The organism is Kibdelosporangium banguiense (assembly GCF_017876405.1).
Taxonomy (GTDB): Bacteria; Actinomycetota; Actinomycetes; order Mycobacteriales; family Pseudonocardiaceae; genus Kibdelosporangium; species Kibdelosporangium banguiense.
On sequence record NZ_JAGINW010000001.1, the window covers coordinates 7,389,763 to 7,401,901 of the forward strand.

Here is a 12,139-nt window from a genome sequence, read left to right on the forward strand (position 1 = left end):
TCTAGCTGGGGATGTGCGACCTGAGCCAGGTCGCCCACTCAGTGGCATCCTCCAGCATGGCGTGGCCCGCCCACATGGCACCGGCGAGACGCTTGGGCAGACGGCCTGAGGCACGTAACCGCTGCCACTGCTCGCTGTTGAGGACCAGGACCCGGATGTCCAGGTCTGTCAACGCTTCCACGTTGTCGACCGAGGCGTCGGACACGTCCAGCCGGATCAACGCCGGCAAGGCGGCCAGGTGATCCACCGACACATCCAGGCCCTTGAGGGTGAGGTCCCACAACGTCCGGTTTCCCTCCAATATGGACAGATCGGCCTGGGTTGCCTCCAGTGACAGGATTTCGAGCCGCGGTGGCAGCCAAAGTCGGACTGTGCCGGCCCGGTTGATGCTCAGCTCGCGCACATAAGGCGTCGCCGACAGCGCACGCAGATCCAGCGACTCGGCGTCGTTGAGGTAAAGCTGCTGCACGGCTTCGTCGATCGAGGGCATGACGTCTGCGAGATCTCTGGACCCGATCATCTTGTTCATCGGCGGGGACCCCTGCCTTCGGGCGTGGGGAGGAAGCCGATTCTGTTGGTCTGGGCGTGGTGTGCCCGGTTTTGTCGGTGTCGGCCGTTAACGTTGGGTCCGTGTCTCGCTACCGACTGTTGCCTGCACCTGAGCAGGTGGCTGAGTTGCTGGAGCATTGTGCGCAGGCCCGGTTCGTGTGGAATCTGGCCTGCGAGCAGCACGCGCATTGGCGGCCGGGGCGTGCCGCAGCGCCAGGCTACAACGAGCAGGCGCGTCAGTTGACGGAGGCGCGGGCGGAGTTTGCGTGGTTGCGGGCGGGGAGCGTGACGGTGCAACAGCAGGCGTTGCGTGATTTTGCTCATGCTATGAGCAGCTTCTTTCGCGGAATCCATCGCAGGCCGTCCTGGCGAAAGGCGGGCCGGGATGAGGGGTTCCGGCAGGTCGGGGTGAAGCCGGAGCATGTTCAGCGGCTCAACCGCCGGTATGGCCGGGTGTTGGTGCCGAAGGTGGGGTGGGTGCGGTTTCGTTGGTCGCGTGCGGTGCCGGAGGGGGTGAAGTCGTATCGGGTGACGTGTGATCGGGCGGGCCGGTGGCATGTCGCCTTCGCCGCGATCCCTGATCCGATCCCTGGCCCCGGCAATGGCCAGACCGTCGGGCTGGACCGTGGTATTGCCGTGTCGGCCGCGCTCTCGACTGGTGAGCTGCTGGTTGTTGCGGGGTTCAGTCAGGGTGAGCGGCGGCGGCTTCGGCGTCTGCAGCGCAGGCTTGCTCGCTGCGCGCGCGGGTCGAACCGGCGCGCGCGGGTCAAGGCGGCGATCGCGAGAGTCAAGGCCCGTGTGACGGAGCGGCGTAAGGATTGGGTGGAGAAGATCTCGACCGATCTGGCCCGCCGGTTCGATCTGATCCGGGTGGAAGATCTCGATATCCGGGGCATGACCCGCTCGGCGAAAGGAACCGTCGAGCGGCCGGGGCGCAATGTCGGGCAGAAGGCGGGATTGAATCGGGGCATCCTGGCCAACGGCTGGGGACTGTTGGTGGCCCGCTTGCAGCACAAGGCTGCCGGCCGGGTGAGGAAAGTCAGGGCCGCGTACACGTCGCAGCAGTGTTCTGCCTGCGGGCATATCGCGCCGGAGAATCGTCAGAGCCAAGCGGTTTTCCGGTGCGTCGCCTGCGGGTTCGCCTGCCATGCTGACGTGAACGCGGCTCGTAACATCGCCGCCGGGCGGGCGGTGACAGCGCGGGGAGCCCTCCAGCCGTTGGGCGGGGCTGTGAACCGTGAACCTCACCTCGCTACCTCCGCTCCCTGAGTGGTGGGTGGTGGGTTGGAATCCCCCGGCTTCAGCCGTGGGGAGGACGTCAACTCGGAGGCAACGTAACGCGGGGTCGTCTTCCTTGGCAGCTCGACGCCGATGTAGTAGTCACTGTCCTCGTAGCCGGAGTCCAGATCCCCACGCCGCAACGCATCCACGACAGCGGTCAGCTGCTCGGTCACCGATCCGGCCTCCAGGCCCACCGGGCCGTGGAAGTCCCTGCCGTATGCGATGAGCTGCCCGGACTTGCCGCCCGGACCGGGGTCGAGGTCGACCGCGCACTCGTTTCCGCCGAAGTCGGAGCCGACGACGACCCACCAGTCGTTGCGCGAAACCCGGCGCACGGCATCGAAGGGATAGGCCTCCATCACTGCCCGGCCGAGCCCGAACAAGCCGTCTTCCCAGCCCCAGCAGCCCGGATCGCGCTCGAGATAGCGGTCCACGACTGTGCGCAGGGGATACAGGCTGTATCTGTCGAGCAGGCCGATCTCCTTGAGGTCGTGGCAGAGCCCACTGACAATCCCGGGCCGGATTGGGATCGGTCCTGCCGGGGTATACCTGGAGGGAGACAAAACGACCAAAGGGGATCACGATGGCCGGCTTGTTGACCCGGATCAAGGCTTTCCTGCGCGGTCCCAAGGGGCGACAGATGACGAACAAGGCGCGTGAGATGGCCAAGGACCCGCGTAACCGTGAGCGCGCCCGCCGGGCGGCGGACAAGCTTCGCCGTAGGCGCTGAGTACGGAACCTCCGATGCCGGAGCCGGGCTGGGATGTGCTGTCCGCGTTGGGTGTTGTGGCGCTGATCGTTGTCGTGGTCACCGCGGTAGTTGTGGTGGTGCTCGCGATCGCGATGATCCGGCGGCACCGCAAGGTGCATCAGCCTGGTGTTCCGGTGTCGGCCAAGGTCTCGTACTACGGATCGATCATCTATGCCGTGCTGCCGGTTGACCTGCTGCCGGACCCGATTCTGGTGGACGATATCGGTGTGCTGGCGGCCGCGCTGGTGTACGTGGGCAGCGTGCTCAAGCGGGTCAGCCGTAAGCGCAGCCAACCTCTGGGTTAAGCACAGTCGGCGCAACCGGTCGATGTCCAGGGGAAGGCCTCCGGAGCCGCTCCAGACCCAGCCGGCGAGGTCCTTCCTGAACCCAGCTTGCTTCCTTACGGGAGGACTCCGTTGCGGAGAGTGCCGAACAGTCGCTCGAGGCGCGCACGGTGATCGTCCACGACGGCGCTCAGCGGCTCCTCGGCGGTGAGACGACGCGCGGTCTCCACCAGCACGGTGCCATAACCGGCGATGAAGAAGGCGGCGAGTAGTGTCTCGTCGCCGTCGAAGGCCGGGTCGTGTTCGAGTTCCTCGGCGAGGATCCGCTGAAGTTCGGCGGAGATCTCTCTCGCACGGGCGATCAGCGCGGGTGACGCGGCGACGGTCCGGAAGAAGGGGATGGAGCCGTCGCCGACGCCGGACAGCGCGTGCCGGTCGTCGAGGAGACGGAGGCTCACCTCGCGCAGAGACGCCAGCACGTCGACGCCCGCAGCGCGGTCACGCACTGCCGAGCGCAGCAGCTCGACGGCGTCGACCTGGCGATCCAGGAGCAGGTCCTCCTTGCGCGGGAAGTGGTTGAAGACCGTCACGCTCGAGACGCCGGCCTCCCGCGCGACCTCGGCGACCGTGACCGCGTCGAACCCGCGTTCGAGGAACAACCGGGTCGCGACCTCCGAGATCCGCGCACGCGTCCGCGGCCCGCCTCGCTCTCCGGTCCTGGGCATCCGGTCCCACTCTCTCGTGTGACTAAATTTAGTCACTGAGTCTAGTGGTATGTCGTTCGCGACGCACCGGGGACCGATACGCCGCGAACGACAAACCCCGCTCAGAGGAAGGCTGTCAACGCCCTGAGGACCACGTCGGGTTGTTCCTCGACGAAGAAGTGCCCGGTGTTGGCGATCTTCTCCACACGCACGTTGGTCCCCTTCTCGGGCAACAGGTGCGTCAACGCGTCGTCGTACTCGGCGGCGAGCCCCAGCATCGGCGCCGTGATCCTGGCGTACGCCTTCTGATCCTCGATGTCCTGGTAGAAGGCCTGGTACCAGGCGTTTCCAGCCCGGATGGCCGCCGGGCTGGAGTAGGCGCGTGCGTACACGGCCCGGTCGGCGTCGCTGATCGCGGCCGGGTTGACCATCAGGTTGTCGAAGAGCCAGTCCACCATCGGCCGGAACCGCCCGGCCAGCAGTTGCTCCGGCAGTCCGCGAACCTGGTTGAAGGCGAACCACCAGACGTGCACGGGCTGCCCCGGCGGCGCGAGGAGCGGGATGTTGAACAGGCTCTCATCTTGGAATTAAACCTTTCGGCGCGGCTTGGTGCCCTTCTTGTGGTGGGCGGGGCGGGTGTATGGCTCGCCGGTGGCGAGGATGCGTCCGACGTCGTGGCGTGCGGCGGTATGGCGGTTCTTGGAACCGGGTGGGCGTCCAGGGCCGGGTCGGGTGGGTTTTGGTGCACGCGCTGGGGATGGGGGAGGCTGTCGCGCAACTGTGGGGCTCATGGTGTCAATCGGCCGTTGGGGGTGCCGTGGCGCAGTAGCTTGGCCAGGTTGTGCACGGTGCCCAGGAGTTTGACCTCGGTGTCCACGGCTGGAGTGGTCCGGTAGTTGAGGTGGCGGCCAAATCGCTGGAACAGCTGCGCGAAGCCGGGCTCCACCAGGGCTCCACGCCGCCGATAGAGCGCCTGGCCGGCCGGGGTGGCCAGGCGTGCCGCCATCTCACGCTGGCCGACAGGGATGTTGTTCTCCTCCGGCGGCGAGTCGCCGATGTGTTGTCTCTCGTTGGTGACCGACACCAGGAGGGGTAACCCTGCCAGCGCCTCGAAGTTCGCCGCGGAGGCGTATCCGCTGTCGGCCAGCCATGCCTGGACCTCGTCGGTCAGCCCGGCCGCCGCGCGGTTGCGCTGTGATCGCTGGACCATCGGGGCCAGGGCCGTCATGTCGGCGGGGTTGTCCTGTAACTCGATCGCGAGCAGGAGTTGGCCGCGGGCGCAGGCGATCTGGAGGTTATAGCCCTGCAGGTAGCCGCCACGCTTGTCCAGCATCAGCCGCGAGTCAGGATCGGTCAGCGAGGCCCGGGCCGCAGACGACGGGGTCGGCCTGGGGTGGCGTGCGCGCTGCAGGTGCTGCTGCGCCGTGGCCAGCCGGGCGCGTTGCCGCACGACCACCGCTTTGACCTCCAGCGCGACCGGGGCCGCCCGTTCGCGGCCCGTCGCCCCGCCGCCTGGTCCTCGCGGGTCCGTCGGGCATGCTCGTCCAAGCGTGCCTGCTGGGAGGCGATCACCACGGCCAGACGCTGCTCGGCCCGGGCGACCATGCGCCGCGTCGAGCTTGATCTTGGCCTCGCCGGCGGAGGGCAGTGCCCGCTGGAAGATCTTGTCCCTCGCCGAGCGAGCCCGGGCGAGCCGGTCGGTCAGCCGGGACAACCGCGCTGGAGAAGTGTCCGCCCGGGGCAGGCCATGCGCCTGATGGTCTTCGCCGGGCTCGGCCTCGGCCGCCCGCGCTTGCGCGAGCGCCTCCCACATCAATTCATCGGCCTCGGCCTCGGACTGGGCGATGATCGCCTCCAACCTTTCCAGTGACTGGTTCGAGGAGCGGGCCGCGTTCGCGCTCATCGGGGAGCCGTCCACCGCCACCGCCGCGGGGTCTACCAGCCCCCGCCGACCGCACAACGCGAGCACCTGGATGAACAGCTCCTTGAGGACTGGTCGGTGCCGTTGGACGAACCGTGCGATGGTGGCGTGGTCGATCTGGTGGTTGGCGGTGATGACCCGGCAGCCCACATCGTCCAGGCAGGCCGCCTCGATCGCCCGCGAGGAGCGGATTCCCTTGTGGTAGCAGTAGAACAGCAAGGCGACCATCAGTGCGGGCGGGTAGGCGGCGCGGCCCTGCCCGTCGGCGCGGTAGCCGGCCAGGAACCCCGACAGGTCCAGCTGCCCGACCACGTCCAGCACCCGCCAGCACAGATGCCCCGGCGGCAGCCACTCCCGGACGTCCTGGGGCAAGGCAAACGCACGGTCACTGTCGCAGGAGACGAAGTTGAAGCCCATGCGGGCGAGACTCGCGCGCTCAGGTCACCCCCAAGGGACGACACGCCGCGCACAACCTAGCCAAACTGCTGCGCCACGGCACCCCCAACGGCCGACTGACACCATAAGCCCCACAGTTGCGCGACAGCCTCGGGGTCTTCGCGCGCAGGTTCCGAAACCCTCGGCGGACGCGCGCTGGTGTGAGCCTGTGGGGTGGGGTTGGCTTTTCCCACGGCCGGCGCAGGTCGGCGGCGAGCGGTCGGGCGAGGAGGAGCTGGGTGTGGGCGGCGATCACCAGCCAGCTCCACCGGTCCGCGGCATCCGGATCCCGCAGCTTCGGGGCGGTCCACCCCAGGGTCTGCTTGAATAGGCGAAAGGTGTGCTCGATGTCAAAACGTCGCAGGAATGCCTGCCAGAGACGGTCGACATCCGCCTCTGATGCGTCCACGTTGGACCACCACAGCCACACCGGCTTCGGGTCGCCGCCGTTGGGGAGGTGATCGACGGCCAGGCGGATCACCGTGCCCGCGATGATCGGCAACGGCCCCGCATGATTCTCCCAGGCCGCCCGCCGGGTCAGCCGGGGATGCAGGCGGTCCCATGCCTGCGCTCTGGCCTTCCCATACAGGCGGGTCTCGGTGATGGTGACGGCCTGCTCGGTGCCCCAGGTGGCGGGATCGCCGAAGACGAACTCGCTGCCGTGTGTGGGCGGCCGGCCACCGATCGGGTTGTAGATGCGGGGCGGGGTCGCCCGGCGTAGTACGCGGTCCGAGCGCATCCGGCCGAGAATCTGCACCGGCAGATCCTGCAGGAGGTGGGCGATGCGTGGGGCGTCGTAGCCGGCATCGAGCACTACCAGGATCTGCGGGTCTGTCTGGCGCCACTGGCCTGCGGCCTGCAGGCGTTCGACGACCTCGCGGATTTGGGCGGTGGTCACCGCCGCGATGTCGGCGCCCGGTGCGAGCCGGATCGCATCCAGTACCGCGGTCCAGGATGTGCGGCCCGTTTCCAGGGCGGCGACGATCGAGTACGGCCAGCCCGGCACCATCAGGTGCTGGTCTTTGCCCCGCCCGTAGGTGTGGCAGAACGAGCGGTCCGGACAGGTGTTGGCATCGGGTCGCAGCCAGGGCGAGACGTCCACCGCCAGCACCAGCCGCCCGTCTGCGGCGCGGGGCAGCGGCAGGCCCGCCAGCGCGATCCGCAACCGCTGGAGATCGATCTGACCGTTGTTGATCGCGTCGTACAAGGCACCATGGCCCCGACGGTGCTCCGGCGCCAATGACAACCCCACCAGCGTCCGGACTGGGCCGTCCGTGCACAGCACGGCGTCGGCCATCTCGAACAGGGCATCCGCCCGGGCGGACAAGCAGCGATAGAACTACTGGCGAAACGCCGCCAACACCGTGAGGGCCTCGACACCGGCATCACGCCTGGCAACACTGTCCACGACGGTCTCTCCGTGATTCGGGTGTGGTTCTTGGGTGAACACATCCTCACGCGGAGGTCGCCGTCCTATGAGGACCGCCACGCGCACCTCACCCGGGTGGACCAGCGAGAACTCAGCCGAAGGTGTCCCACCTTGTGATCACGCCCGTGCGCCATTGTTTTGTTGTTGTTGCCGTTCACCGGCAAACGTGCCCTATGCGGGCAGAAGCGGACGACTGGGCGGCCAGCGTTCCTGCGATGGCCGGGATGGTGTGCCAGTCGCGTGGCGTTCATGGGCTGGCGGTGTCCTGGGCTTGGTCAGGCTGCACTAGCGCCTAGCGGGCCCGCTGCTGCTGCGCTTGGTACTGGATAGAGTGTCCCGTACTGCAGGGCCAGGCGTCCCATCCGCAGGTGGCCGCGTGGGTGCGGGGTGGCGTCGGCGGCCTGGGCCAGTGATCTGAGCTCTGCCCCCACCTGGTTGGCCTCGTCGAGGTGTCCCAGTAAGCGGCTCCACAAGATCAAGCCGTGCAAGCCCCGTGTAAGCGGCACCAGAAGTGCCCGCCGAATTGCACCGGCCACGCGGTTGCGTGCCCGAACCGCCACGGCGGCGGGCTACGCGAAATGGAGGTGAAGTCCCGGTCCGGGAAACGCACCGTGGGTATCCCAGGCCCGTTGCTCAACGAACTCATGGCGCACAAGGTCGCGCAGGATCGAGAGCGCGAGTTCGCCGACTCGGAGTGGCACGAAGGTGGATGGGTGTTCACGTAGCCGAACGGCCGGCCGATCGACCCTCGGGCCGACCACGCCGAGTGGAAACGCCTACTGGACGATGCCGGCGTGCGGGACGCTCGCCTGCACGATGCCCGGCACACGGCCCCACCATGCTGCTCGTGCTGAAAGTGCCGCTGCCAGCCATCACATGGAAGTGATGGGATGGGCCGAGGCATCCGTGGCCACGCGGTACGTGCACGTCCCAGATGAGGTTATCCTCGGCATCGCGGGCCAGGTGGAACAACTCCTCCGGGTCAAACCGAACGGCTCCACCATGGGCGGGTGTGGCCATGTGGGGCGACACGATAGGTAATCACGTGGAGCCCTTGGCTGGATGTGTTTCTCCAGTTCTGCCAAGGGCTCGACGTGCCGTGCGGCAACTCCGATCATCACGGAGTGGCGCCGCCGTTGGACTGTTGAACGAATCCCTACGTTATCAGCAGGTGCCCGACGTCCACTGGTGAGACTGTAAGAACACGCCGCCTCCGGTTACATTCCATTTAGTGCCTTGCGGCGCACAATGCCAGGGAGCCAGGAAATTCTCTTCGTGGAATAGCTGCACGCCCGTGAAGCTTGCGTTCTGCCCGTTGTTCCGGTACGACTGTACGCGCTTATTTGCCGACCATGAGCACCTGACTGGGAGAGCTTGCCAGTCATTATCCTTGTTCGTCCACGAGCATTTCTGGCCCGTTCCACCCCATTCGTTCCATACGCAGAGGTCGCCGGCGTTGCATTCCCACGCTTCCTCGGACATTTCGGGTGAGGACACAGAGACAGCTTGGGGGACGGGCTTTGCCGAGTAGGCCGGCAAGCCGTCGGTGGCCTGCGCTGAGGGCATCAGACCACCGGTCAGTATGGCTAGAAGACTGATCATGACAATGGCTATGATGTGTCTGAACTTCATTGGATTTGCCTTTCTTGTGACATGCGGTCCCTCCGCATAACGCGCCCACTGGATTCGGCGATCTCGACGTGACATGACGTTCGCCTCGGGCTGTGATGGCTGGGTTCCAGTGACCGCAGTTGCCGTGGTCAGCTGCAACGTTGGCGGGGTGACGTCGCGGGCCGCGCCGACAACCCGGTCACCAGCGGCGAGCGCGGCCTCAGTGAACGCGCGGCCGAGGCCGCGGCTGGCTCCGGTGATGAACCAGACGCGGGATTCCGCTGAGGTTTCCATGGGGCTCCTTCCGGCTGTCGAGACGAACCGGTCCGTCTCGTTGATGACGCAAGCTTGGGCCAGTCGGCGCCGGTTGTCAAGACGGACCGTCTCGTCTCAGCTTTGCTAGAGTGGATCGATGCCGAACAAGGCGCATGCCGCTCGGCTCGGGTTGAAGCTGGCTACCTCCACCACGGGCACCCTGCTCACCGGTTCCGGGACACCACGGTGGGAGACGGTCGAGACATTCGTGTTGGCATGCCAGCGACACATGGCAACTCGACGAATGTCGGTTGCTGCCGAGGAGTTCGATCTGACAATGTGGCGGGAGCGCTACGATCGAATCCGGCTACCAGCGAAGTCGGGGACCGCTGTGTCGCCGGCGCACCGCACCCCCATGCGCGACCTGCTCTACCTGTCAGTGAGCAAGATGCGGATTCTCATTCCACAGCTGCCAGATACAGACCGTCCGCGGCACAGCATGAACGCCGGGACAAACGCGGAAAGTGCCGCGCTACGGGCTGAACCGCGGCCAGAGATGCTCGATGCGGTCATCAGGATGATCGACGCGGAGCGGTCGCCCCGTCGCCATGACGATCCGCAGCTGCGCGCAGGCGACTGGATCCGGTTCACCGAGGAGTTCCACTATGGTGAGTTGCTGAGTCCCCTCCGCTCTAACTACTCGCCGCCGAGCGATCTCGTCTACTTCTGGACCGGCCAACCCAAGACGAGGATCGTCCTGTGTGGCTCTCTAGTGCACCTGCTAGACAAACGGCAGACAGAACAGGGTGGGCTGCACGTGAGGTGCCGTGTTCATCGCTGATGAACACGGTCCTTTTCGCGCAGCCTCCCTCCGAACCACGCGGGCACCCTTTCGATGCACGTGGCTCTCCAGTGACTACGCCACGTTCGTGACAGGGGTGGCGTGGATGACATCGTGGCACGGTCGGCAAACCACGAGGGTTTCCGCCGTTTGGCGGCCATGATCGTCGCCCACGCTGGTTGGTCGGGTCCGGGTTGACCGAGCCGGGCGAGTTTAGCGACGTGGTGGACCACCACGGGGCCGGTGTCCTCACACAGCTCGCATCTGCTGCGCACGAGCCGGTTGACGATCTCCTTGCGCGGGTAGGGAATCCGGACCGGAACGCGGTCGATGATGACCGCGCTCTTGTTCCGTGTGAGAGGTATCCCGCCGAACCGGGCTACCAGGTCTTGCTTGCCGTCACGGTGAAGCCGGGCTTCGAAGCACGTGCGCAGCCCATACGGTGTTTCGAGTTTGGTCCGGTGTCGGGCCGCCATCTTCGTGACCGTGGACTTGTGCTTGGCTGCCAAGGTCTTCAGCATGGATGTCTGCGCGTTCCAGTTCAGCGTGTGGAGTCGCCAGACATCGATGGCAAGCAGGTAGTAGTTGACCACGCCCCGATATTCGGCCGCATAGGTCTGCACGATGTCGTAGTCGGGCAGGTTCTGCATGGCCGGGCGGTGCCAGGGTGTGCCGTGGCGCCGGTAGGAGGCGCAGTGGGCCGTGATCACATCGCAGGGCACTCGCAGCGCGATCGCTCCGTTGGCCGATCGTCGGCCGTGGGTGAGCTTGCTGTCGGCGTGCTGGACGGTGATCTCGTAGCCGAGGAATCGCGCCGCCTGGGTGCGGGCATGGGTGATGAGCGTCTTGTCAGCGCTGAGCTCCAACGCGAGTTCGTCGCGCAGGAACCTGGCCAGTTCGTCTTTGATGGCCTCGGCTTCGGCCTTCGGTCCGATGAACCCCAGGATGTGGTCGTCGGCGTAACGGCAGTACCGAAGCCGCCGGTATCCGGGGTCCAGAGGGTCGCCCGAGGGCAGAGCGCGCAGTTGCTTGGTCAACGCTCGGGCGGTGGCCCGATCGCCGTGGCTGCGTGCTTCTTGCCGTTGGCGTTTCACCCGTGAATAGTCGGGGTTGCGCCGTCGGCGCTGTCCTCGGGTGTACTGCGGGATAAGGGTTTTCTCGACGAACTCATCCAGCTTGTTCAGATAGATATTGGAGAGGACGGGAGATACCACACCACCTTGCGGGACTCCGCTCAGTGTCTCGTGGTGCTCCCAGTCTTCGAGGTACCCGGCTTTGAGCATGTGACGAACAAGCCGGAGAAACCGGTTATCGTGGACCTTTTCCGCCAGGATCTTGATCATGATGTCGTGATCCAAACTGCCAAAGCAGTCGGCGATGTCTCCCTCGATCAACCACACGGCGCCGGTCCAGGTGTGTTCCACTTCGCGTAGCGCGGTGTGGCACCCTCGTTTCCGGCGAAAGCCGTGTGAGCGGTCGGAGAACGTCGGCTCGTAGTAGGCTTCCAGCAGGAGGCGCACCACCTCGCCGACGAGTTTGTCCGACCAGGTCGGCAGTCCCAACGGGCGTAACTTTCCGTTCTTCTTCGGGATGAATACGCGTCGGGCGGGAGCGAACCGGTAGCGCTCGTGGCGCATCGCCTCGATGATGGCGTCGATTTTCTCCTCGGACATGCCGTCCACGGTCTCATCCGTGGCCCCGGGTGTCATCGCGCCCTGGTTGGCGTAGATGTTCCCGTAGGCCAACAGGTACAGCTCCTTGTTGAACATCTGGCGATACAGCTCATCGCACGGCAGACCGTTCCTGCCTCGATCGTGGAGGACGCCCAGTACCGTGTCGGCGTTCTGCATTACGCATACCTTTCGGCCTTATGATGTCCGATCACCTGGACCCCTTCGCCCTGTAGACGGGTCTCCCGCCTTCCTTGGCAGGACGTGACTCCTGCGACTACTACGGGTCCTCTGTCACCTTAGGACTCGCGTCCCGTAGGTGATCCCACGTTTGACAATGTCGTACGTTCTAGCGCGACTTAGGCGCCCCACTCATCTCCTTGAATGTCCTTATCGGACATCGCTCCG

General features: G+C 66.0%; 13 protein-coding genes. 5 read left to right on the forward strand and 8 right to left on the reverse strand.

Annotated features, from left to right (window positions below; genetic code table 11):
- Position 1: 1 nt before the first annotated feature.
- Positions 2–529 (reverse strand): hypothetical protein, encoded by a 528-nt coding sequence (locus JOF56_RS34170; RefSeq protein WP_209643568.1) that lies wholly within the window; start codon positions 527–529, stop codon positions 2–4.
- A 101-nt stretch (positions 530–630) separates the two neighbouring features.
- On the opposite strand from JOF56_RS34170, the gene JOF56_RS34175 reads away from it, so the two are divergent.
- Positions 631–1,818: an RNA-guided endonuclease InsQ/TnpB family protein gene (locus tag JOF56_RS34175; RefSeq protein WP_307855812.1), complete on the forward strand. Its 1,188-nt coding sequence runs from the start codon at positions 631–633 to the stop codon at positions 1,816–1,818.
- Here the strand turns inward: JOF56_RS34175 and JOF56_RS34180 are convergent.
- Positions 1,794–2,402 carry an SMI1/KNR4 family protein gene (locus JOF56_RS34180; RefSeq protein WP_209643570.1) on the reverse strand — a complete coding sequence of 203 codons (609 nt, stop codon included), beginning with the start codon at positions 2,400–2,402 and terminating at the stop codon, positions 1,794–1,796. The genes JOF56_RS34175 and JOF56_RS34180 overlap by 25 nt on opposite strands.
- 11 nt (positions 2,403–2,413) lie before the next feature.
- On the opposite strand from JOF56_RS34180, the gene JOF56_RS34185 reads away from it, so the two are divergent.
- Together JOF56_RS34185 and JOF56_RS34190 are read left to right on the forward strand one after the other, a co-directional pair.
- Complete coding sequence (locus JOF56_RS34185) at positions 2,414–2,560, forward strand: hypothetical protein (RefSeq protein WP_209643571.1); 147 nt, start codon at positions 2,414–2,416, stop codon at positions 2,558–2,560.
- A 14-nt stretch (positions 2,561–2,574) separates the two neighbouring features.
- The gene (locus JOF56_RS34190; RefSeq protein WP_209643572.1) at positions 2,575–2,886 is read left to right on the forward strand and encodes a YkvA family protein; all 312 of its coding nucleotides are present in this window, start codon (positions 2,575–2,577) and stop codon (positions 2,884–2,886) included.
- A gap of 95 nt (positions 2,887–2,981) precedes the next feature.
- Here the strand turns inward: JOF56_RS34190 and JOF56_RS34195 are convergent, their stop codons facing one another.
- The 4 genes from JOF56_RS34195 to JOF56_RS34210 all read right to left on the reverse strand — a co-directional run bounded on the left by JOF56_RS34195 (position 2,982) and on the right by JOF56_RS34210 (position 7,252).
- Entirely contained in the window at positions 2,982–3,590 is a 609-nt protein-coding gene (locus JOF56_RS34195; RefSeq protein WP_209643573.1) for a TetR/AcrR family transcriptional regulator, read from the reverse strand.
- A 101-nt stretch (positions 3,591–3,691) separates the two neighbouring features.
- Positions 3,692–4,102, reverse strand: coding sequence for an alpha/beta fold hydrolase (locus JOF56_RS34200; protein WP_209643574.1), 411 nt, complete (start codon positions 4,100–4,102; stop codon positions 3,692–3,694).
- 254 nt (positions 4,103–4,356) lie between these two features.
- Positions 4,357–5,907 (reverse strand): transposase, encoded by a 1,551-nt coding sequence (locus JOF56_RS34205; protein ID WP_209643575.1) that lies wholly within the window; start codon positions 5,905–5,907, stop codon positions 4,357–4,359.
- Positions 5,908–5,926: 19 nt separating this feature from the next.
- On the reverse strand, positions 5,927–7,252 hold the full coding sequence (locus JOF56_RS34210; RefSeq protein WP_245378501.1) for an NF041680 family putative transposase: 1,326 nt from the start codon (positions 7,250–7,252) through the stop codon (positions 5,927–5,929).
- Positions 7,253–7,932: 680 nt separating this feature from the next.
- Between JOF56_RS34210 and JOF56_RS34215 the strand changes: the two genes are divergently transcribed.
- On the forward strand, positions 7,933–8,079 hold the full coding sequence (locus JOF56_RS34215; RefSeq protein ID WP_209643576.1) for a hypothetical protein: 147 nt from the start codon (positions 7,933–7,935) through the stop codon (positions 8,077–8,079).
- A 439-nt stretch (positions 8,080–8,518) separates the two neighbouring features.
- Here the strand turns inward: JOF56_RS34215 and JOF56_RS34220 are convergent, their stop codons facing one another.
- Positions 8,519–9,259: a peptidase inhibitor family I36 protein gene (locus JOF56_RS34220; protein WP_209643577.1), complete on the reverse strand. Its 741-nt coding sequence runs from the start codon at positions 9,257–9,259 to the stop codon at positions 8,519–8,521.
- Between the two features lie 118 nt (positions 9,260–9,377).
- Here JOF56_RS34220 and JOF56_RS34225 point away from each other — a divergent pair, with 118 nt between their 5' ends.
- The gene (locus JOF56_RS34225; RefSeq protein ID WP_209643578.1) at positions 9,378–10,061 is read left to right on the forward strand and encodes an SAVMC3_10250 family protein; all 684 of its coding nucleotides are present in this window, start codon (positions 9,378–9,380) and stop codon (positions 10,059–10,061) included.
- On the opposite strand, the gene JOF56_RS34230 is transcribed toward JOF56_RS34225, so the two are convergent.
- A complete protein-coding gene (locus JOF56_RS34230; protein ID WP_209643579.1) occupies positions 10,052–11,911 on the reverse strand; it encodes a reverse transcriptase/maturase family protein in 1,860 nt (619 codons plus the stop codon). The two genes, JOF56_RS34225 and JOF56_RS34230, sit on opposite strands and share 10 nt — an antisense overlap.
- Between the last annotated feature and the right edge of the window lie 228 nt (positions 11,912–12,139).